Origin of the sequence: Actinosynnema sp. NPDC059335, assembly GCF_042752395.1 — a bacterium.
Lineage (GTDB): Bacteria > Actinomycetota > Actinomycetes > Mycobacteriales > Pseudonocardiaceae > Actinosynnema.
Genome location: NZ_JBHYXZ010000002.1, coordinates 113,743 through 134,902 on the forward strand (window position 1 = coordinate 113,743; position 21,160 = coordinate 134,902).

The following is a 21,160-nucleotide window of genomic DNA, read 5'->3' on the forward strand; positions in this document are numbered from 1 at the left end:
TTCCCCGAAGGTTCGTTGACACAAGAGGTTCGGACACATGGTCAGTCGGCACGACGACAGAGCCAGCGTCGCTTCCGCAGGTGGATCCCGCGCTGCCGGCGGCATGCGCTTCCAGGCCGAGGTCTTCGCTTGGTGGGCGGCTCTGGCGATCTCCGGCCAGGGCCCAGCCCTCGGCCTGGATCCAGCGAACCGGGTGCAGGCCGTCGGTTGCGAGACGGGACTACCCGTCGATGACGTCGGGGTCGCGTTGCACGACGGAGGCTTCGTCCTCATCCAAGCTAAGCGTGGCATGACTCGGCTCGTCGCCACCTCCAGCGATCTCTGCAATGCGGTCGACCAGTTGATCGACGCGTTCCGCAACGGCCTGCGCACCAGGGTCGAGCTCCGCGGAGTCGACCTGACCCGAGATCGCCTGGTGATCGCGACCGATGCCACCTCAAGTGGCGCATTCGATGCTCTTGCGACGGTTCTCAACCGTCTGCGGAGCCATCCGGACACGTTGCCACTGGAGGGCGCCGCAGGCACTGCTGAACAGGTCGCCGCCTGGACCCGTTTCCACGGCATCATCGAGCAGCGATGGACAGAGACATCGGGGACAGCTGCCACTCAGGAAGAGCTGCGGCGGTTCTACCGAGTCTTGGAGGTCCAGCGGCTTGACTTCACACCTGAGTCCGGAATACACCGCAGGCAGGCAACGAATCTGCTGGAGAGCGCCGGAGCGACAGGGGGGCCACTCGACCGCCTGATCAGCGTGGGGCTGGAACTCGCCCATGAACGATCCTGGCGCCTAACCCACCAGCTCAGAGCGGCGCTGAACATCCCCTTCGACCCGCTGGCGAATACGCCGAACCAGCCGCGAGGACACGTCGCGTTCGAGTGGTTGTGTCACCGCCTCGACGAGGCGGTAGGCAACCTAGGGCCCCGGTACAACCGCGAGTTGACCGTGGACGTGCCCGTTGGGCGGCGGATGGCCGGGTTCGCGCGCCGCGAGGACGCATTGTTGCCGCTACGCGCCCAGCTGCACCAAGCCCACACCGCGCTCGGACGGGCGGCCGCCATGGAACCCGGGCAAGGACGCCTTCACCACCTGGTGGCAGACCTGAAGGCTCTGCGTGAGCCGGTCGACGCCCCAACCGGGCCCGGTGTTCTGCCGGTCGACCTGTGGCGGGCCCGATGCTCAGCGATACTCGACTCCCTCCGACGGATCCCGGACGACCCCACCCTTCAAAGCCGGGAATCGTCCGACTTCCGCGACGCCGTCGACTCTGGTTGGGAACACCTGGAACAGGCCGCCAGGTCGTTGGATGACGCGGCCTTGAAGTCGTGGAACGAACCTGTCCTGCTCATCACGGGAGAACACGGCCGAGGCAAGAGCCACCTCCTGGCCGACACGGCCGTCTCCGCCGTCAACAACGGCCAACCCGCCGTCCTGCTCCTGGGACAGCACTTCCTCAACACGAGTGACCCGTGGACCCAAGCGACAGCCAACCTGGGATGGCCGGGCACCAGCGACGAGTTCCTCGCCGCGATCAACGCCCTGGCCAAGGCCGCCGGCCGCCGGGCACTGCTGATAGTCGATGCCCTCAACGAAGGCGACGGCAGGAGGATCTGGCCCACACGCTTGGCAGGCTTTCTGGAGAAAGTCCGCAGGTTCGACTGGATCGGCGTGGTCCTGAGCGTGCGGACCATCGCCCAGAACGCCTGCGTTCCCCGCAACATCCGCGAGGAAGCACTGATCGTCCCGCACCTCGGGTTCGATGGCGTGGAGTTCGACGCCGTACGGGAGTTCTTCCGCCACTACAGGCTCATCGGCCCCGCCACACCGCTGCTGCTCCAGGAGTTCCGGGAACCGCTGTTCCTGGAACTGTTCTGCCGCACGGCGCAACGTCATCCCAGCCTGCTGACCGGTGCCGCACCGGGCCTGAGCACCGTTCTCGACGAGTACCTCACCACCAGGGACGAGGTGGTCTCCGAGCGACTGGACACCGACCCGCACGACCGTGTGGTCGTCACCGCCTGCCGTGAGCTGGCCAAGGCCATGCTCAGCCGAGGCACGCGCTGGCTGAGCAGGCAAGAGGCCAAGGACATCACCGAACGCGTGTGGCCGACGACAGGTGGCCACTCCCGCTCGCTGTTCCTGGCCCTGCTGACCGAACGCGTACTCATCGAAAGCTTCACCGGCTCACGCCTGCAGACGCCCGACGCACAACCGGTGCAGTTCGCCTACGAGCGCCTCGCCGATCACCTGATCGCCTCCACCCTCCTCGAGTCGACACGCCGCGACAGTGGCTACGACCATGATGCCCTCACCCGGATCGTGGCGGATCTGACCGCGGGCGACACCACGCTCGACGCACTCACCCTGCTATTGCCCGAACGCCTCGGTATCGAACTGACAGACTTCACTCACGTCCTGGCACCGGAAACGAGCAAGATGCTGCCGGACCGAGTGATCGCCTCACTACCGCTGCGGGTACCCAACGCGATCACCGACACGGCGGCCACGCTGCTGGAGCGACGGCTACTGGGCTACGACCACCAAGCTTCCCGAGCCGCCGCGCACATCGCCGTGTCATTGGCGTGCCGGCCCGACCACCGCCTCGACCACCAGTGGTTGCACACGACACTGGCGGCGATGCCGATGTGGCGGCGGGACATGACCTGGACCGCCGCCACCGCTGGACGACGAGCACAACCAAGCCCGTACGCAGGGCTGCTCGCATGGGTCGACGCCGAGGACGAACACATCCTGAGCGGTTTGAGCGAGGAGTCGGCAATCGCGTGCGCCGTTACTTTGATGTGGGCGTTTACCAACTCCGACCGGTTCGTACGCGACACCGCCACCCGCCGGCTGGTCAAGATCGCCTCGGTCCATCCGACCGTACTACCCCCACTGATCCGACGTGCCGCCGGTGTGGACGACCTCTACGTCCTCGAACGGGTCTGCGCGGCCGCCTACGGCGTCGCCCTACGCCGCCTACCCGACACCCCTCTGCGTGAAGCCGCCACAGCGACACTCGACACGGTGTTCGGACAAGGCGATCCGCTACCGCACATCCTGATCCGTGACTATGCCCAAGGCATCGTCCGTCTCGCTCACCAACGCGGCCTCATCACCGATGCCGACTGGACCCGAGCAGCAGGTCCTTGGTCGAGCCCGTGGCCCGGCCGGAACATCCCCGATCTGGACGAGCTGGAACGCCTCTACCCCCTATTCGCCGATGACGAGCCCGCCCGGAGAGGCACGCTATGGGCTTCGATCCACCTCAGCGCCGGCGAAGGCGGCGACTTTGGCCGCTACATCATCGGCACCAACCATCCCTACAGCTTCCCCTTCACCACCCAGCTCCGCAACGCGCCCGAACAAGGGACCGCTACAGACAAGACTGCGACACCCGGCGACACCGAACCACCAAGCGCCAGCATGCTGGACCAACTCGCCGAAGACCTACCCCAAGACCACCCCCTCCGCAAAAGCGTCACCGACCTGCTCGCCTACGCCGAAGACCTGGCGGAGGACGAACCACATCAAGAGCGAAACCCGATCGACACCGACATGGTGTGCCGTTTCGTCATCCTTGGTGTCGCCGACCGCGGCTGGACGCCCGAACGCTTCCGTGACCTCGACGACGAACTCGACGAAGAGCAGAACGTAGGACGCGCCTCGCGCAAGCGCGAACGCATCGGCAAGAAGTACCAGTGGCAGGCATGGCACGAAGCCCTCGCCCGGCTCGCCGACACCCATCTGCCCAGCGAACACCCGGACCGTCAACCCGTCACAGCCGCACGGATCTCCTTCACCCGCGACATCGACCCTTCCCACCTACTGGCAGGAAATCCCGCCAGCCCGGCCAACGACCAGTACATCCCGACCGACGCTTGGTGGCTGCCCCTGTCCAGGCCGGAGGCACCCGATCTGTCCACCTTCGACCTCCAGTGCACCTGGGTCGCCGACCGCACAGCGCTGCTCGACACCAGCGCTCTCGTCATCGTCCCCGGCATCACAGCCGCAGCCTCACCCGCCGGCCGCGCCCTGCGCCTGCGCGACAACGACGAGTGGATTCTGCTTCACGGCACCGTAGCCTGGTACTGGGACGCTTACGGACCGGCGCCGCGCCTGGACACCAAGGGCGTCTGGGCAGACCACGCAGTCGTTTATCACACCGTCCTCATTCGCCGAACCGACGTAGCCGGTGTCCTCGCAGCGCCGCTACAGCCCTACGGCCCTCACCACTACAACCAGAGCTTTACCGACGGGCCGTTCCTCGGCGAGTTCCCCGACCAACCTCCCTTCACCGACCTGCTCGCCGACCGGGAGCACCAGCACGGGTGGACCACCGACACCAACATCGCCACACCAGTCCTACTCACCACGGACCACTACATGTGGGAAGGCAACATCTATGACTGCTCCCTCACCGACTCGGTGTCCGTGTCTCTCCCCACAGCCCACCTTCTCAGGCTCCTAACGCCGAACGCCCTCTCCCGTGACGGCGCCGTCTACGGAGCAGACAACGACGTCATCGCCTTCGCCCCCAATGTCTTCGAAGCCGGGAACTCCACCCTCCTGATCCGCGCCGACATCCTCCACACCGCACTCAACGCCGCCGACCTCGCTCTCGGCCAAGTCACCTACCAGGAACGCCGCTCAGCAATAGCTTTAAATCATGACCTCTGGCCCGGCAGACTCGACCGCACCAGTCTTCACGTTCACCAGCCCGTCTCTGACGGATGGACCATTGCCGGCACTGTCCACCACCGTCATCAATACCCTCCACGTCCATCGCGTGCGGCATCGAAATAGCGGCGCGAGCCCGTTTGGCAATGCGCAAAGGGGAACATTCCCCGCGTGTTGAGCATATTGACGTGTGGGCTGTGGCCCACCTGGACAGTGGGCGGAAGTTGTTGCTATGCTTGACTTATGCGGCACCGTGGCGGTGTCCGGGATGGGCTGAAGCCCACATTTGGGGGTTCAACAAGCCCTCTCGGACACGCGCACTATTCACACGGCCCACGGGTTTGATGGTTACATCAGCCTCGTGGGCCGTGTGCGTGTAACGAACGTGCAGGTCAACCGTCCTGTAGAGGCTCGCCACGCTCTCTACGTCAGCATCGGCCAGGGCCGCTCCGACGTTACCCAGCGAGTCGATCATCGCGTGCACCTCGGCGGCGCTCAGGGCGTCCGGTGCCGGTGTCTCCTCCAGTTCCGCCCGCGCGGCAGCTCGAACTGCCTGCGCCTCGTTCATCGGCTCGACCAGTGCCAGCGGGTCAATTCCGGCTTTGATCGCCTCTTGGAACCGGCTCAACTGCTCCTCCGCTTTGGCGAGCCGCGCTTTGGCCGCTTCCCTGCCGTTCGCTGCGCCGTTCGATCCCTGCGACTCGACCAGGGCGGCGACGGTGCGGTCCCGGTTCTCCGGCGCGAACAATCGCCCGAGCCACCCGTTCACCGCTTCCTGCAAGACGTCTTCGCGGAGGTAGACCGTAGGCGGATGTGTGGCCAGCGCAGGTGATCCGGGCGCGAGCGTCCGAGCCGGACACCGGTAGTACACGCCGCGAGCCCGTGGACTGGCCTCCATCTTCCGACCACACGCCGTGCACCGGACGATGCCCCGGAACAGGTACGGCCGTTTCGTGGGCCGCTCGGCGCGCTCGGTCTTGCGAGCCGTCTTCAGGCCACCGGCGGACTTCGACTTGCGCAGCAGGTGTGCCTGCGTGAAGTCCTCGACGCTCACGATCGCCGGGTGCGCAGGCTTGCGGGACCGCACGATCCGATCGGCGCTCGCCCGGCGGAAGCGGATCACGTAGCCGGCCGCCACGTCGTCAGGGTCGAGCAGCGTCTCCTGTCGCGCCCACCGCCCGAAGAACGCAAACCCGGTGTACCTCGGGTTGTCCAGAATCGCCCGTACCGTGCTGCCCTGCCAGCCGTCCGCCAACCGGTGCCGGTTCTGGTCGGGCCGCCGAGCCGATGGGCACGGAATCCGATCCCGGTTGAGGCCCGTTGCGATCGCCCGGTCGCCTCGACCGCTCAGGTACTCGGCGAAGATTCGCCGCACCACCTCGGCGGACGGCTCGTCAATGGCCAGCACCCGCAACCGGTAACCCTCGCTCGCCTTCCGCGGATTCGGGTGCGGACCACCGTCCACCACGACGTAGCCGTACGGCGCGCGCCCGCCCTGGTGCCGTCCCTCATTGACCACCTGCGCATCCATAGCCGCGCGGACACGAGCCTGCACGTGCTGCCGCTCGGACTCGCTCATACCGCCGAGCACGCTCATCAACATCTTGTGCGAGGGGTTCCGAGCGTCGAACTTCCCGCCCAGCTCTGGCACCCACAGGTCAACGCCGTACGCGGCGAACTTCGGTGCGACCAGCGAGAACTGATTGCCGAACCAACACCGCGTGCCCTCACCGACCACCACGGCGTTCCACCCACGGTTCGGGTTCTTGAGCGCCGCCAGCAGTCGAGCCGCCTCCTCTCGTCGCTCCCACGGCACGGACCTCGACTGCCCCACGTCGAAGAACTCCTCAGCGACGACACCACCGAGCGGTTCCACGAACTTCCGCGCGTTGCTGAACTGCCACCCGCGCGACGTCTCCGGATCTTGGTTGTCCTCGGTCGAGCACCGCCCGTAGACCGCTACCGGCCCGATACCGTCCTCGATCGCTTCGACCACCTCGACGCCCAGCAGCTCGTCCAGCGTCGCCCACGGGTCTCGGCTGATTTCAACAGTCACCGTCACCCCCTCCCGGAGGTCCGTCCAAGACCTCCACCTCGGTCAGTTCGACCAGTATGGCAAGCAATATGCGGCTGGTAGCAGGCGTCAGCACAGGAAGTTCATCCGGCAGGCGCACGGTGACACGGCCGTCATCGGTCATGCCTGATCACCGCCCTGCGAGCCGATTTCATCAGCCGCCACCCGCTCGACAGCCGCCCGGATGTCCGCCGTCAGGTAGCCACGAACACGCCGTGAGGTCTCCCCGTCCGGCACGTACTGCCGCAGCGGCTTGCACCCCAGCTCGCTCATCTCGCGAGCGAACGTGACCGGCTCGACCTCCAGCTCCTCGACCAACTCCGACGTGGGCACGAACTCCCGCTCGTCCAGCTCCTCACCGAGGTAGTCCACGACCGACGCCAACGGTTCCGGCAGGTCCACCACCCACCCGTCAGCCGTCCCGCTCCCCAGTGCCTTGACGACCGACGACGAGTCGATCGGACGTGGCGCATCGTCACCCACGGCATGACCAGCGAGCGTGCCCGCGGCCTCCCGAAGCGCACAGCCACGCGCACAGATCACCCGCCACTCGGCGTTGGGCATGTAGTAGGTCCGCACGGTCATGGCGATCATGTCCGCGCCAGCGTCCGTCTCACCGTCCGGCCGCAGGATGCCGACGCCCTTGTGAGTCGGCAGCAGGGTCGAAGCGTCGTATCCACGGGTGTTCATTTGCTCGCCGAGCACGATGTTCGAGTCCCGCCAGTCCATCACCCGCAACGCGAACCGCGAGCCGAGCACCGCCCGCAACCGCGTCGGGATCGTGTTCGAGTCCGGCCGCTGAGTCGCCAGGATGACCACCACACCAGCCGCCGGCCCCTTCCGCACGAGGTAGGTCAACAGGTCGGCGATGTACGCGCCGAGCGTGGTCTTCTTGCCGCCAACCTGCTCCCGCGCCGCGTTCTCCAGGAACACCTGAACCTCATCGATCACCACTCCAGTGATCGGCATCCCGAGGTCCACGTCCCGCGAGATGGCCGGCGTGATCTTCGACTCTGGACAGATCTCATCGTCCAAAGTGGCCATCCGGGCATATCGAGCTTGCACCTCTGCCACCAACTCCACCAGGTGATCCCGCACGGTGTACGCGTGCTCAAGCTCATCACCGCACACGTACCTGTAAGCGATCTGCTCGGCAGCCTCCCAATCCTTGCCGCCCTTCCCATCGAACACGTACAGCCGCGCGTATCGGTCCAGCACAAGCCCAGCAGCCGCCAACCGAGTAGCGAACGTCTTGCCCTGTCTGGGAATCGCACCGACAAGCAACGACGTCCACACCAACGGAAGATCAATCCGCCGGTTCCGCGCATCCCGCCCGAACGGCACCGGCCGCCACGCGTCCCACCGCTCCATATCCAGCAGCGGCGTCCGCAACGGCGGACCGGCGTAAGGGTCCTCATCGGCTACCCACAGAGCCACCCGCCCCGCGTGCCCACCGCGGCCACGGACCCGCTCCACGATGAGCTGTACCTCGTCCACCGCCAGCGCCGACGCGAGCGCGTCCCGGTGCTTGATGACGTCGGCAGCCTTCCGCGTGGCCGGAAGATCGACCGTGACCGCCCAGCCTCGCCCTACTCGTACCGCGCGCTCGACCAACCGCAAGGTCTCGTCCTTGCCGATCAGCTTCGCGTCCCGGAACGCGTCGACCAGGAGTTGCGAGTCCATCGTCCAAGCCAGCGTCCGCGGCCCGCCCAACACCGCCTTGCGCCCCGGCGATCCGTCCTTCCGCCGACCCACGATCGCCAGCACCACCGACGCCAACCCAGCCGCGCTCCACAAGGCAACCGAGCCGTAAAGCACGTACAGCACGAGCAGCACCCCGGACACCGCTCCGACCACGGCACCGGTCACCCTCCACCGGAACAGCGTCAAGGCGCGAATCTCCACGAACTTGTCCGCCAACTTCTCGGACTGCTCCGCAGCCTCCCGGTAGTCCCGCACCCGAACCCAGCGCCGCCACGCCCGAGCTGCCACCAGTGCTCCCCTGCCAATTCCGCCGACGAACCGGCCAGGGAGACGCACAAGCCAAGTGGTGATTTTTTTCGACCAACACTGAAGCAATCGTGATGACTTTACTTGCGACGTTTCGCCGGCCCGACGCCAGCCGCTCCCGAACCGCCGAACCAACGTCTTCGGTTCACCGACCAACTCGCCATCGAGCACCGGCTCAGCGGGCACCAGGTCGCCGTTCATGAACGACCCCCATCCTCCGTGAGCGCCGCCGCAAGCCGTGACGACAGGCCACGCGAGCAGCCGGTGACCTCCCGGACCCACGCCGGCGTCACCTTCACGTCCGGCGTCCGCGCCGCCCGAGCCAACGCGAGATAGTCCGCGAACGACGTCCGCGGAGCCGTGGGCACCGGTGCCTGCGGAGCGCTCGGCGCGGCGTTCACGGCCACGCCGAGCTTGTCCCGCAACTCCGTGACGGCCTCCGCCGCCACGAACACCACCAACGGCGGCACCGAGTGCAGCACCACGAGCGCCGCCGAACCGGCCACGAACGCACTCCAGGTGTTCATGACGTACGTGGCCGCGAGCGTGAACCACTTCGCCGCTCGCACCCATCCACCCATCCGGACGCCATACCGAGCGGTGACCTGCTCGGCCCGAAGGATCGCCAAGAGCACCAGCGACACCATCGGGTCGAGCAGCCACGCCGCACACCAGGCAAGCGACCACACCGGCGCACCAGCCGCCGCGAACTGCTGAACGTTCGTCATCGTGAACGCCAACCCGAGCAAGATCCCCGTCCAGCACAACCGGTCGACCTGCCGAGCCACCCGCTCGACCGACTCACTCATCGCCGCTCACCCCGACGCCGAGACGGCTCGTACGTCGTCACGGTCAGCGCCCGAGTCAACGTGTAGGAGGCGAACAGCGCCGGCACGACGAGCACCACCAGGAGCAACCACCCGTCACCGCGATGGGTGATCACCACCCACTGCACGAGCACGATCAACACCGCGTTCAGGGCCACCCGACCGGCGAGCGACACCAGCCGTGCACTCGTCCGTGCCGCATTCGCGGCGGCCTTCGCTCGCCGAGCACCAGCCCGCCAGACGAGCAGCAACACCAGTACCACGCCGACACCCGCGAGCACCTGAGTAGGAGTGAGACTGAGAGCGTTCATGAACGCGGCCCCCTCTCCACCCGTTCACCACGTCGCAGCCAGTGGGGGTACAGCTCCCGCCGATCCTCGGCAGCCAGCGCACCCCACACCCCCACGGTGTTCTCACCGGCGGTGCGCAACTCCAGTTCCAAGCACTCGTCCCGCACCGGGCAGCCGGCGCACATCCGCGAGGCCAACTCGCGGTCGGTCAACTCCTCATCGGCCCACGGTGGCGAGTCCGTGAACGCCCACATGCACAGGCCGTCACGCCCGACGACCTCGGCCAACACCTCACTCGGCACCCACCGGAGCCGGTCCAACTCCCACGCGATCGCGACCAGGTTCACGGCGTGCCTCCCGAACGAGGCTCGCCGAGCAGCCGCACCAGCACGTTCGCCGGGATCACCAACCGGCCGCGCCGCCACACCACAGGCAACCGCCCGAGCCGAACGGCGCGGTGCACCGTGCTCGGCTCGACACCGAGCAGCCACGCGGCCTGACGAACGGTGTGGCCGGAAGAAGGCAGAGAAGTACGCATCAGAAATGCCCTTCGACTAATCGAGCTGACGATTTCAGCTCTAAATTGCTGATTTCAGCGCAACGGAAGGCGTGTTTGATCGCCCCCGGCGCGAAATGCGCCGTGTCACGTCACGGAACAGCGGAAGACGGCTAATCTCAGCGCTGAGGCGGAGCGCGGAGGAATACGTGTCGGAGGATTGGGCGGCAGTCGCCAAGGCCATCAACCAGCGCGTCAATGAGCTGGGTTGGCGTCAACGGGAGCTTGCGGAACGCTCGCACGTCTCGCAGGCGATCGTCCGCGAGATCCAGCACCACACAGTCGAGCGCCGCCGCAGCCCGCGGACGCTGGAGTCCCTGTCGACAACCCTCGGCTGGCACCCGCAGCACCTGGACGCCGTGCTGCACGGGCGTAGGCCACCAGAGGCCGACGAGCCGATCACCAACCCGGCCGACAGCCTGTGGTCCCGTTTGGACGGTTTCGAGCAGCGGCTCAACGACATCACGGACCGCTTGGACGACCTCAAGTCGGACCTCTCGACCGTGATCGAACACGTCCGCGACCGCCGCTAGCCCGATGCATTTCCGCTGGTGGAGCGAGCTGTTTTCCATGGCTCAATTCCACTGCGGAAGCGCCTTCGGCCCCATGCATCACCGATGCACGTCCACTGCACAACCAGTGCACATCGCTCCGGGGGGACAGCGAGAAGATGAGCCTGCACGAGGGCTGGACCGGTCGGACCGCCAGCGCACTCCAGGCGGCAATGCGCCTCACCAACGAAGCGTTCGCCGAGCACCTGGGAATCGCCGTCCGCACGGTCGCCGGCTGGCACCAGAAACCGGACCTCAAACCGAAGTCCGAGATGCAACAGCTCCTCGACACCGCCCACGACCAGGCCGACGCAGCGGTCAAGGCCAGGTTCGCCGCGCTGATCGCCGAACCGAAGCTCGATCTCCCGGACGGCGCGGCAGCCGACGCCGAACTACGGCTCAGCTCCGACCCGAACATCGTCGCCGCGCTGGACTGGCTCGACCAGCACGCGGGCTAGGAGCCGGGAACCGCCCGGCGCGACGTCGCCGCGCGCCTCGTCCGCCTCGACGTCCGCGCACTTCAGGACCGAGGCGTCCGCCGAGGCCGGGTGAACCAACGCGACACCGCCCGCGCACTCGCCGACTACTACGGCACAGCCACGACCGGTCACGGCCGCTACGCCGCCCGCTTCGGCTCCACCACCCGCGCGTCCACGACCGTGTTCACGCACCCGGACTGGCTCGACCTCGACTGCCCGCTCGTCCCCGCCCACGACCGGCTTATGCTGTCGACCGTAACCCCGGACGATCATCAGCCGATGAACGAGGAGAGCGCCGGACGCGCGGCCCAGCGGCTGGCCGAAGCCCTGGCCCTCGGCAACCGCATGGTCAACATGCCGCTGTATCGACTGCTCGACGTGGGCGTGCAGCGGCACCAGCTCGGCGGCAGCGTCGGCGTGACGAACTTCGTGGGGTACGTGGTAACGATGGACCTACTCGAAGGCGAGCTGGTCGACGCGCTCACCACCGGCCAGCCGATCAGTCCCGGAACCCTCCCCCTCCGCGACGCCTACCTACCCGACCTTCCCTCGGTCCTCGACGTCTCCGGCCGCATGTGCGCGGGTGGCACCCTCGCCCTGACCGCAATCGCACGTCCCGCCGACCCCTTCCGCGGCGAAGCGGACTACCTCCTGCTCGTCCAGGAACGCTCAGGCCACGTCATCAACGCCGCACGCCGCCTGGCCGTGATCCCCAAAGGCTTCCACCAACCGCTGACCGACTACCGAGCCGACGCCCAGATCGGCTCGACGCTCCGCCGCGAGATGGAAGAGGAGCTGTTCGGCCGCGACGACATCGACACTGGCGTCGTGCGGTGGTCGCCTTCGGCGGGCGTCGGCTCGCCGAAGTCACCGTGACCGATGTGCTGGCATTGCAGCAACAGGCGATCCGTGGGGCGGAGGTGCGCTCCAACCACCGCAAGGGACGGCACGCGGGCGAGAGCGCGGTCCGCGCGATGCGGATGTTCTTCCGGCTGGCCGCCGCGGACGGCCTGCTCCGGCACGGCGTCAATCCGGCCATGGTGGTGAAGTTGCCGCGTCGACTGCCCAACGTGCGCCGGGCGTTGACACGCAAGGAGATGCGGGCGATCAACGAGGTGGTGGTGGCCACCAGCAGGGACGCGGTGTTGAACGCGTTGTTGTTGCGGCTGCACACCGAGACGGCCTGCCGTCGCTCCGGGGCCCTGGGTCTGCGGTTGACGGATCTCGACATCGAGTCCTGTGCGGTACGGCTGCGCGAGAAGTTCGGCACCGAGCGCTGGCAACCGATCACCCCGACACTGGCGACCAGCCTGGCCGAGCACGCCGAGGCCCGCAGGGTGCGAGAGCCGGAGGAGCAGTTGCTGCGGCACGCCGACGGCACACCGCTGACCGGGCGCCGCTACGACCTGTTGTGGAAGCGGGTGAAGGACAACCTGCCCTGGGCGGCCAAGCTCGGCGTGTCCATGCACTGGCTGCGACACACCACGCTGACCTGGGTGGAACGCCGCTACGGCTACGCCGTCGCACGCGCCTATGCGGGCCACACCGACACCAAGGGCGGCTCCACCCTGACCTACATCAAAGGCGTACCCCACGAGGTCGCCCGGGCACTGGCGGCATACACCCGCGAACCACATCCATTGGCCACCCCGGATCAACTGAAGTGAGTGGCTGGCCGCACGGCGGGGTGACTCTCGCGGCGGAACCGGTCTGAGGCCGGCTAGTACAAGGTTGGTTCCAGGCCACGTCGGGCGGTTCGGGTGGCCCGGGGCGGCGGGCGAAGCGCTCCGGGTGTCGGGCGCTATGAGAGGTGGGCCGTGAGTGTCTCGGCGGCGAACCTCAGTGGGATCCGTTCCTGTTCGACGCGGCGGTGTCCGCGCCACGCGGGGGCCAGCAAACGCTCATACACCGCACGTTCCGTGGGCGTGAGGCGCGGCAGAGGTTTGGGGGTGCCGGGTTGGAGCAAGATCCCGTTCCGGTCGGTATTGGTGCCGTAGGGCTCGAAGGTCTCGTGGGTGGCCGGGTCCATGAGGATGCTGCGTACGGCGACGCCGTCCTCGCGCCAGCCGTTGAGGATCTCGTAGCCGTGGGTGTCGATGTCGCCCCAGTAGTACAGATGGGGTGCCTGGGTGAGCCAAGGGAAGGCGGCTGCGGTCTTCCCACCGAACCCATCGCCTTCGACGGCGACACCGCCGTCCACCGGGGGAAAGTGGACGGCGGTGTCCTTATTCTCGGAGATGATGACCACTGCGGGTCGGTAGGGCGGGGTGAAGGCGTCGCCGACGGTGGCGGAATCGTGGTGACGTGCCCCTGTGGCCCGGTAGGCGGGGTCGAGGTAGGTGAAGTGGATGCGGGCGGGGTGTCTGGGGAGCAAGCCGAGGTTCGCGCGCCCGCTGAGTGCGATGATCAGGCTTTGGCGGGTATTGAGCCACTTGGCGTGGACGCCGGGGATGGGGACCTGGCGGGGAGTGAGCCCGGTCGCGTCATTGGCCTGGAACCAGGCGGCGGTGGTGAGGAGCAGGTCGAAGTCGGTATCGGAGTACTTGTCGGTCGCGCGGACGACGCGGTCCAGTTCCGGTGTGCCGGGGAACCGCTGTACGAGCAAGCCGAGCCGGTCCCGTGTCCGGGCCAGTCGGAACGTCCAGTCGTCGCCGACAACCCGGGCCGCGGCGTCGAGTCCGGCGACTTCGACATGTACGGGAATGTCCTGGGTAGTGGTGTAGACCCGCTTGGGTTCGGTGTGCAGTTGAACCGGCTGCATCTTCGCCCAGTCGCGCCACTGCCGGATCAGCGGCTGGTAGGTACGGGCCCAGCCGGCTTCCAATTCCGACTTCCTCGGTGTGCCGATCGGGAACCGGTGTGGCCACGACGTCGACGCGCCCGCAAGGTCGGCTGCCCACGTGCGGTCGAGCCGCCGCCGGATGTCGGTGAGGACATCGGCCGGTGTCTTCACGCGGAGGCCTCGGTCCACGCGCCCGCACCGCGGTCGGCCGGTGGGAGGGCGGTCACCGACGAGAAGCCCTTGCTGCTCTTCGCCATGTACAGGACGTGCTCGGCGTGCGGTTCCAAAGCCGTGAACTGGCCATACGGAGCCCCGATGACGAGCTGGAACCCCAGGCCCTTCCAGGCCGCCAAGGAGCGCCCCGCGAACTCGCTGTCCGCCTTGACGAAACCCTCGTCGAGGAACACCGGCGCGAACCGGGGTCGTTCGTTGGCCTCGTCGCCCAACTGGAACCGCAAGGCGGCACCGACGATGAACGCAACCAGCTCCTGTGTCTCTCCACCTGACTTCCCGCCGAGCGCCGCGTAGGTCGACCGCTCACGGCCCTCGCTGTCGTAGGACACCGCGGTGATCTCGATATGCTTGCGCACGTCCAAGAAGTAGTCCCGGTTGCTCTTGCCCGGGGCATCCTTGCGGATGTTCGCCATGAACCGGCGAAGTCTCCTGAACCAGTTCTGGATCTGCTCGTCGGAGAAGTCGTCGGTGTCGGCGCGGGAGAGCGTCTTCAACTCCCGTTTGAACTTCGCGATATCGTCGCGGTTCAACTCGCGTAGGTCGATCTTGAGTCGGTGTTGGTGGGCACCGAACGGCAGCCGGGCGAGGATCGCGTTGACGGGGTCGAGCCGGTTGCGGATGTCGTCGATGGCGTGGCTGAACGCGCCCGCGAGTGGCACAAGGTCCTGCCCGGACCAGTCGGTGAGCCGCTTCGCCCACTCCTGGCGGCGTTCGTGGAGGCCGGTCGCGAGGATGGTGTCGAGTATGCGCCGGAAGGATGGGTAGTTCTCGACCTTCGCCGACAGGTTCGGGTCGCCCCAATCGTCATTGTCGAGGTACCGCTGGAACGTCGCTTCCAGCTCGCGTCTGATGTCCTCGGCCTTGCTGTGGGCGCGCTTGCCGTTGTCCACGAGCCGTGCCTTGAGCCGGTTTGTGCCTGCGGCGAAGTCTTTGCGGTCCCCTACCGTGGCGACCTGCTGGAACTCGTGGTCGAGGTAGGTTGACTGCTCCTCGGTGAGCGTGACGACCTGACCGCGCTCAATGCGCTGGATCTCGCCTACGACTCGGTCTTTGCGGTCGACGATCTCACCCAACTCTTGGAGCGTGTTATTCAAAGCCGTTTCCGCTGTGTAAACCTCGCCGCCCGCTGTCTTCACGTTCGCTGCGAGCTTGACGAGGCCCTCCTGGAGTTCCCGGAGCGAGTCGTCCGAGTCGAGGATCAGTTTTCGCTCGCTCTGCAACCTGGCGATCTCGGCCTCGATGCCGTTGGAGTCGATGTCGCGCCACTGTGTTGCGAGGATGTGTTCGTGGGCGCTTTTATTCGCGAGCATTTCCTTGAACTCACTGTCCAGTGCCTCGATCTGGGCGTCGATATCGCGGAGTACCTCGTCGAGTTCGCCGATCCGGGTGTTGATCTCGGAGAGGCGCTCTTCTTTTGAGAAGCCGATGACGTACGGCGCGTTGCTCTCGCCGTGTGCGCCCGATCTTCCCTTGCGGGTCTGGCCGTTCACGGTCACGCGGCGTTCCCTGCCGCCGAGTTCGTGGGCAGAGTCCACACACAGTGCGTCTGTGTTCTCGGCGGACACACGCTCTTGAACCCACGTCGTGAACGGGCTGTCCTTGTACGCCAGTTTGCCGGAGACGTAGTCCGGGTTGAGGTCGCGCGGACTGAACCGGGTGAGGTCGACGCCCTCGTAGTTGATTCGACGCGGGAGTGTGAGCGGGTCTATGACGCGGGAGACGCGGTCGAGGTCGTCGGCATCGATGAGCAGTACGCGGGCGAGGCCGAGAAGTGTCGTCTCGATGGCCTTCCGCCACTTCTTCTGCCCGGGGAGGACGTCTATGAGCTCACCGACGAACGGCAGATCCCCTGGGGCGATACCCGTCGCCTTGGAGATGATCATACGGGACTCGTGCAGGCCGCGTTCCATGCGTCCTTCGCGCTCGGCGAGGGACGCGCGTTCTCCGACGAGTTCGCTCTTCTCCTTGCTGGGCTCGTAGATGGCGGCGCGAAGCGCGTTCTCGCGTTCCTTGACGTCCGTGAGCGCGGCGTCGAAGCCGTTGATGAACGTCTGGGACCGCGACCGGGCCGAGGCGAAGTCGTCCGCGCTCGTGACCGCCAGATCGAGGCGGGCGGTCAGCTGGTCGAAACTGTCGCGCTGGGTCCTGGTCGAGGAGAGGTCGAACCCGAGCCTGGTTATCGCTTCGTCCAGCTTCGCGAGCAGCGCGTGGGATTCGTTCTCCCCGAGGGCCGCTTCGACCGCGCTCTTCCGGGAGGCCAGGGCTGTGTGTCGTTCTTCGGCATCCAGCTTCTTCTTCTCGGCCTCGGCACGCCGTGAGCGGTTGGTTGTCTCTGCGGCCTCCAGCAGGGCGTCCTCGGTGATCAGCTTCCATAACGCCAGTGGGCTGTCCCCGGGCTGATGGATACCCAGGCTGTCGATGAGAGCGGCGTCCGCCAACGCCTTGTCACGGTCGTCGTTCAGCTTCGGGATGTGCGCGAGCACCTCCGCTTTCTTTCGCTCGGTTTCCATCGCCTTGTAGGCGTCTTCGAGGTTCCTGAAGTGGTCGACCGCGTCGTCAGCCGCGGCGTAGGTGCCGGGGAGTTCGATGACCATGGACTTGTAGAGGTCATCGACGGTGCGGACCTGGTGTCCGGCCTGGATGCGGGCGAGCAGGCGCAGCGCCTTCCCTCCGTCGCCGTTCGCCCCGATACCCAGGCGGGTGAAGAACGCTTGGGAGAACTCGTCGTAGGACTTGTACATCTTCAGGTTCGGAAACCGACCCTCGACAGCCCGTTTGTCGAACTTGCCTTCTGCGAACGGCTCGACGTCGCGCAGGTCGACAGTTCCGTCGACGGTGCACAGCTTGCGGGTGAGGTCGCTGTCCTTGGTGGCGGCACGGGGGACGTAGTAGAGCCGTGCGACGGTGAACCGACGTCCGTTGTCGTCGACGAACGTGGCGGCCAGGGCGCCCCACGTGGCGGAGTTCTGTCCGCGCAGCACTTGGTCGGCGAGGTCGCCCTCGGTGTTCCGGCTGGTGTCCGTTTTGCCGCGCAAGTAGGAGACGAGGCTGCGTTGGTCGGCACTTCTGGCCCGCCCGACGGTGGCGTCGTTGGACGCGCCGTTGAACGGGACGTTGGAGTCCATCATCAACGCGATATACGCGTCGAGCAGGGTTGACTTGCCGGTCCCGGACGCGCCGGACAGCAGTGTCGTGGTGGGTGCGAAGGTCACGGTGCTGGGTCCGTGGAAGCCGCCCCAGTTGACGAGTTGGAGCGTTTCGACCTTCCACTGGGTGGTGCCCTCGGTGGCCCCGGCGAGATAGAACAGCGGTGCGTCTGCATCGCCCGTTGTCATGCTTCCGCCCCTTCGTCGTCCGTGGCGCCGTTCTGATGCTTGAGCCACTCCCACAGTTCGTGCAACCGCTGCAACGGCAACAGAACCGCAATGACAGAGGAGACCCGCAGCCGGGAGGCGTCGTTCGTCTTGCTGAGGACCTTTGCCTTGACCAAGTTGTCGACGGCGTTGTTCGCCCTGGACTCGTCGCCGGACCGGTTGGTCGCATGGGCAGGTCGGAACGAAGCGACGTGCGCGACCAGGTCGTCCCGCTCGACGGTGACGTCCTCGTGTCCCGATGCACGTTCGCTCTGGAAACGGTGCCGCAAGAACACCAGGAGGATGGTCTCCTCGCGGGTGTACGGGGTATCGAGGAGCAGGGTGGGGAATTCCCTCCCGCCACTCTCGGACGCCGCCTGCCGTTTGAACGCCACCTCGTACGACAGGTCCAGGTGCAGATCGAGGAACATGTCGTTCAGTCGCGATTTGATCGGCGCCGGGTCCTCGCGGATGACCCGCCACTCCGCGGGGTGCTGCGCGGCGGAGATGAATCTGTTCTTCAGCAGGACGACCAAGGCGCGACGTTGGGCAAGCGACAGGCCACCGGTGTCGCCCTCGAACAACGCGAGCGTCGCCCTCTCCCCCTCCCCCTCCCCATCGTCGGTGTCGGCGTCGGGGAACGCGTCGTCGAGGTCACCGGTGAAATCCTCGTCATCGGCGTCGTCGGCGACGCTGTCCGTGAACAGGGGCTCGTCTTCGTGCCGGCTGTCAGTCATCAGCGGCTCCTTCGAGGCTGACGTCCTTGAGCGCGGTCACTTCGGCGGCGGTGAGGGACACCGTGGGGACGAGGAAATCCCGGCGCTCGCCATCCGGGCGGATGGCTTCGAAGATCTCGGTTCCGGTGCCGTCTCGAAGCGCGTCGACGCGTGATGCGAGGTGGAGCAGACCAAGGATCTCGACCGGGCGACGCAGTCCGACGGGCAGCCTGTTGAACAAGCGGCCGACCGTGTCGATGTCACCCCTCGTGAAAGCCTCGACGAGTGCCGTGCGCAACTCGTCCAGGGACGGGCCGCCCCGCATCCGCAACTCCTCGATCGTCGGCGGTTGCGGGCTGTCGTCCTCGACCTCTTCAAGCGGCGGTGGTGGCGCGGCCGAGGCTGGATCCCAGAACCGTTCCCGGAAGTGGCCGACTTTCAGCGTCGGAGGGAGCAGGTCGAGCGGGACGGTGGTGCGCGGCCCGGCCGTCTCCATCCACGTCGCCAACTCTCGCCCGATAGCGCGCAGCACGCGGTCGAGTTCGCGTTCCTGTAGCGCGTCGTGGTTGACGATGTGCTCCTTCAAGGTGGCGGTGAGCCGTCGACGCTGCGCGAGCACGTCCTTCATACCCTGACGGATGACCGCGACCGCGCCACGGATCTCGTGTACGTCCCGGGCGTCGAGCACCGCAGCTGCCGGATGGTCCAGGATGACCTGGACGTTCTCCCGCAGCTCCAGCAGGAGCGCGTCGTCGCGCAACAGGACGAAGGCCCCGTCGAACGCGCGCCCTTCCGGAGTGCCCTTCACGAGTTCGTCCTGCTTGGCCAGGTACTCGTCGAGCACGTCGACGACCGCACGCTCCTCGTCGCGGAGATCTCGGAGGATCTTGCGGTGCATGTCGAGCACCGACTCCTCGACCCGCTTGAAGTCCGAGGGCAGTTGGCCGATCAAGTCGATGAGGTTGGTGTAGCCGTCGAGCATCCGTTCATCGGACGCCGAGGCAACCTCGCCGCCGGCCGCGAGCCGGTCACGTTCGGCCTCCAACTCCCGGATCTGCGCGGTGAGCCGGTCGATGCGGGCCTGCGCGTCGGGTGAGGCCTCCAGCGCCCATCTGCGGACTGTGTCCAGGATCGTGGTCAACCTCGACTCCGACACGAGCACACGGTCGCGGGACAGGTTCTGCACGAGGTCGAGCGCCTCCAGCGCCGATGAGGTGAGCGAGTAGACGATGCTGTTGTCGGGGGCGTTGTCCCGGAACAGCCACTGGTCGCCGACCCACTGGTTGCACAGCGCGCGACCATTCACGTTCGGGGGCACTTCTACCCCTTCCCGCTGCAACTCGGAAAGGAACGCATCGACCTGGACGTGGAGCCGGTCGGCCTGGATCGACCGCCGATCACGGGAGAAGGAGCAACGGAAGACCGCAACCCGGAATGCCGCCCACTTCCCGTCCAAGAGCCGCAGTGTCGGACGGTGAAGGGCATCCTGCACACGCGCCAGTTCGCCGACGATCTCGCTCAACCGCACCTCCTCCAAGCCGCACGTCCGGCCGTGGGCCGATAGGTCCGCACCGCCGTTCCGTTCCAGCTGATCGGCTCAGAAGTGCACCACCGTTTGGCCGAAGCCACAGCCAGAAGATCGGAAGACCACTCCCCATCGTTACCCGGACACCCCAGGGCGCGACGCATCGGCGATGCATGACAGTCGCCCGACCTGTTATCCCGCCAAACACTTGTGTCCAGATCTCACCGTCGTACGGACATGGGTGACGGGCGTCGGCGCGGTCGCCCCTCATCAATGGAGGGATACGATCACGCGTCGGCCACGTCCGACCGATCGGCACCTCGAAGGTCGTCGTGCTAATGACAGCAGCACCGGCTATACGAGCAACCCTCGCGTTTCATCTTCGATCATCGCGTCGCGTTCGGCGGCGGTGAGCCAGGTCGCCGTGCTGCCGCTCGGCGTAGCGTTGATCATCAGGATGTCGTCGAAGTGAACAGCGACATCGCGCATGTGGCTGATCACTGCCACCAGACGCCCGCCACGCGCCTGGCTCGTGAGGTGTCCAACGCTTCGCCGAGGTGCTCGCCGCACTCGACCTGACCACCGGGAAGATCCACTACCGCATCCGGCGCCGCAAACGACACGCCGGGTTCCTCGACCTCCTCAAGTCCCTGCGCGCCAGGTGGCCGGGACAGAAACTCCACATCGTGGTCGACAACTTCTCGCCGCACCGCCACCCCGACGTCCGGGACTGGGCCGCCGACCATGATGTCGACCTGGTGTTCCTGCCGACCTACTCCAGCTGACTGAACTGGATCGAGGCCGAGTTCACCGCCCTGCGCTACTTCACCCTCAACGGCACCGACCACCACAGCCACGCCGAACAGAACGCCGCCATCGCCGCCTACATCCGCTGGCGCAACGCCCGAGCCCAACCCAAGACCGGCTTCGGCACCGACTCACCCATCCGCAGCTGGACCGATTACCCGACCAAGGTTGCGTGACGCAGCACTAGTAGACCGTCGCATCTAACCTTTGGGGTATAGGTGGCGGAGTTTGACGCGTGCGTCGTCGGTGGTGAACTGCCAGTCGACTCCCCGCTGGTT

17 protein-coding genes are annotated in these 21,160 nt (G+C 66.6%); 6 read left to right on the forward strand and 11 right to left on the reverse strand.

Going from position 1 to position 21,160, the window contains the following annotated elements; translation table 11 throughout:
- Nucleotides 1-37: 37 nt before the first annotated feature.
- Nucleotides 38-4,804: a hypothetical protein gene (locus tag ACFXGA_RS01185; protein ID WP_378083139.1), complete on the forward strand. Its 4,767-nt coding sequence runs from the start codon at nt 38-40 to the stop codon at nt 4,802-4,804.
- 115 nt (nt 4,805-4,919) lie between these two features.
- Here the strand turns inward: ACFXGA_RS01185 and ACFXGA_RS01190 are convergent, their stop codons facing one another.
- The 6 genes from ACFXGA_RS01190 to ACFXGA_RS01215 all read right to left on the reverse strand — a co-directional run bounded on the left by ACFXGA_RS01190 (nt 4,920) and on the right by ACFXGA_RS01215 (nt 10,417).
- A complete protein-coding gene (locus ACFXGA_RS01190; RefSeq protein ID WP_378083141.1) occupies nt 4,920-6,734 on the reverse strand; it encodes a recombinase family protein in 1,815 nt (604 codons plus the stop codon).
- A gap of 138 nt (nt 6,735-6,872) precedes the next feature.
- Nucleotides 6,873-8,963 (reverse strand): cell division protein FtsK, encoded by a 2,091-nt coding sequence (locus ACFXGA_RS01195; RefSeq protein ID WP_378083143.1) that lies wholly within the window; start codon nt 8,961-8,963, stop codon nt 6,873-6,875.
- A complete protein-coding gene (locus tag ACFXGA_RS01200; protein ID WP_378083145.1) occupies nt 8,960-9,571 on the reverse strand; it encodes a hypothetical protein in 612 nt (203 codons plus the stop codon). Before ACFXGA_RS01200 ends, ACFXGA_RS01195 begins: the two co-directional genes overlap by 4 nt.
- Nucleotides 9,568-9,900 (reverse strand): hypothetical protein, encoded by a 333-nt coding sequence (locus ACFXGA_RS01205; RefSeq protein WP_378083146.1) that lies wholly within the window; start codon nt 9,898-9,900, stop codon nt 9,568-9,570. Before ACFXGA_RS01205 ends, ACFXGA_RS01200 begins: the two co-directional genes overlap by 4 nt.
- The gene (locus tag ACFXGA_RS01210; protein ID WP_378083148.1) at nt 9,897-10,226 is read right to left on the reverse strand and encodes a WhiB family transcriptional regulator; all 330 of its coding nucleotides are present in this window, start codon (nt 10,224-10,226) and stop codon (nt 9,897-9,899) included. Before ACFXGA_RS01210 ends, ACFXGA_RS01205 begins: the two co-directional genes overlap by 4 nt.
- On the reverse strand, nt 10,223-10,417 hold the full coding sequence (locus ACFXGA_RS01215) for a helix-turn-helix domain-containing protein (protein WP_378083150.1): 195 nt from the start codon (nt 10,415-10,417) through the stop codon (nt 10,223-10,225). The genes ACFXGA_RS01210 and ACFXGA_RS01215 overlap by 4 nt, the downstream gene beginning before the upstream one ends.
- A gap of 167 nt (nt 10,418-10,584) precedes the next feature.
- On the opposite strand from ACFXGA_RS01215, the gene ACFXGA_RS01220 reads away from it, so the two are divergent.
- The 4 genes from ACFXGA_RS01220 to ACFXGA_RS01235 all read left to right on the forward strand — a co-directional run bounded on the left by ACFXGA_RS01220 (nt 10,585) and on the right by ACFXGA_RS01235 (nt 13,132).
- Nucleotides 10,585-10,968 carry an XRE family transcriptional regulator gene (locus ACFXGA_RS01220; protein ID WP_378083152.1) on the forward strand — a complete coding sequence of 128 codons (384 nt, stop codon included), beginning with the start codon at nt 10,585-10,587 and terminating at the stop codon, nt 10,966-10,968.
- Nucleotides 10,969-11,105: 137 nt separating this feature from the next.
- Nucleotides 11,106-11,444, forward strand: coding sequence for a hypothetical protein (locus tag ACFXGA_RS01225; RefSeq protein ID WP_378083155.1), 339 nt, complete (start codon nt 11,106-11,108; stop codon nt 11,442-11,444).
- Between the two features lie 90 nt (nt 11,445-11,534).
- A complete protein-coding gene (locus ACFXGA_RS01230; RefSeq protein ID WP_378083157.1) occupies nt 11,535-12,341 on the forward strand; it encodes a hypothetical protein in 807 nt (268 codons plus the stop codon).
- Nucleotides 12,299-13,132 carry a tyrosine-type recombinase/integrase gene (locus tag ACFXGA_RS01235; protein ID WP_378083159.1) on the forward strand — a complete coding sequence of 278 codons (834 nt, stop codon included), beginning with the start codon at nt 12,299-12,301 and terminating at the stop codon, nt 13,130-13,132. Before ACFXGA_RS01230 ends, ACFXGA_RS01235 begins: the two co-directional genes overlap by 43 nt.
- A gap of 134 nt (nt 13,133-13,266) precedes the next feature.
- Here the strand turns inward: ACFXGA_RS01235 and ACFXGA_RS01240 are convergent, their stop codons facing one another.
- The 5 genes from ACFXGA_RS01240 to ACFXGA_RS01260 form a co-directional block, all read right to left on the reverse strand.
- Complete coding sequence (locus ACFXGA_RS01240; protein WP_378083161.1) at nt 13,267-14,418, reverse strand: Wadjet anti-phage system protein JetD domain-containing protein; 1,152 nt, start codon at nt 14,416-14,418, stop codon at nt 13,267-13,269.
- Complete coding sequence (locus ACFXGA_RS01245; protein ID WP_378083163.1) at nt 14,415-17,816, reverse strand: ATP-binding protein; 3,402 nt, start codon at nt 17,814-17,816, stop codon at nt 14,415-14,417. The genes ACFXGA_RS01240 and ACFXGA_RS01245 overlap by 4 nt, the downstream gene beginning before the upstream one ends.
- Nucleotides 17,813-18,571, reverse strand: a complete 759-nt coding sequence (locus ACFXGA_RS01250) for a DUF4194 domain-containing protein (protein WP_378083165.1) — start codon at nt 18,569-18,571, stop codon at nt 17,813-17,815. Before ACFXGA_RS01250 ends, ACFXGA_RS01245 begins: the two co-directional genes overlap by 4 nt.
- Nucleotides 18,564-20,072 carry a DUF3375 family protein gene (locus tag ACFXGA_RS01255; RefSeq protein ID WP_378083167.1) on the reverse strand — a complete coding sequence of 503 codons (1,509 nt, stop codon included), beginning with the start codon at nt 20,070-20,072 and terminating at the stop codon, nt 18,564-18,566. Before ACFXGA_RS01255 ends, ACFXGA_RS01250 begins: the two co-directional genes overlap by 8 nt.
- 357 nt (nt 20,073-20,429) lie before the next feature.
- On the reverse strand, nt 20,430-20,582 hold the full coding sequence (locus tag ACFXGA_RS01260) for a hypothetical protein (protein ID WP_378083168.1): 153 nt from the start codon (nt 20,580-20,582) through the stop codon (nt 20,430-20,432).
- 50 nt (nt 20,583-20,632) lie between these two features.
- Here ACFXGA_RS01260 and ACFXGA_RS01265 point away from each other — a divergent pair, with 50 nt between their 5' ends.
- Entirely contained in the window at nt 20,633-20,860 is a 228-nt protein-coding gene (locus ACFXGA_RS01265) for a transposase (RefSeq protein ID WP_378083170.1), read from the forward strand.
- Nucleotides 20,861-21,160: the final 300 nt, after the last annotated feature.

What these genes read in the sequence shown, in the direction of transcription:
- ACFXGA_RS01205 (WP_378083146.1), bottom strand. Translation starts at nt 9,900, where the DNA reads ATGAACGCTCTCAGTCTCACTCCTACTCAGGTGCTCGCGGGTGTCGGC.
- ACFXGA_RS01250 (WP_378083165.1), bottom strand. Translation starts at nt 18,571, where the DNA reads ATGACTGACAGCCGGCACGAAGACGAGCCCCTGTTCACGGACAGCGTC.
- ACFXGA_RS01185 (WP_378083139.1), top strand. Translation starts at nt 38, where the DNA reads ATGGTCAGTCGGCACGACGACAGAGCCAGCGTCGCTTCCGCAGGTGGA.
- ACFXGA_RS01225 (WP_378083155.1), top strand. Translation starts at nt 11,106, where the DNA reads ATGAGCCTGCACGAGGGCTGGACCGGTCGGACCGCCAGCGCACTCCAG.
- ACFXGA_RS01245 (WP_378083163.1), bottom strand. Translation starts at nt 17,816, where the DNA reads ATGACAACGGGCGATGCAGACGCACCGCTGTTCTATCTCGCCGGGGCC.
- ACFXGA_RS01200 (WP_378083145.1), bottom strand. Translation starts at nt 9,571, where the DNA reads ATGAGTGAGTCGGTCGAGCGGGTGGCTCGGCAGGTCGACCGGTTGTGC.
- ACFXGA_RS01195 (WP_378083143.1), bottom strand. Translation starts at nt 8,963, where the DNA reads ATGAACGGCGACCTGGTGCCCGCTGAGCCGGTGCTCGATGGCGAGTTG.
- ACFXGA_RS01215 (WP_378083150.1), bottom strand. Translation starts at nt 10,417, where the DNA reads ATGCGTACTTCTCTGCCTTCTTCCGGCCACACCGTTCGTCAGGCCGCG.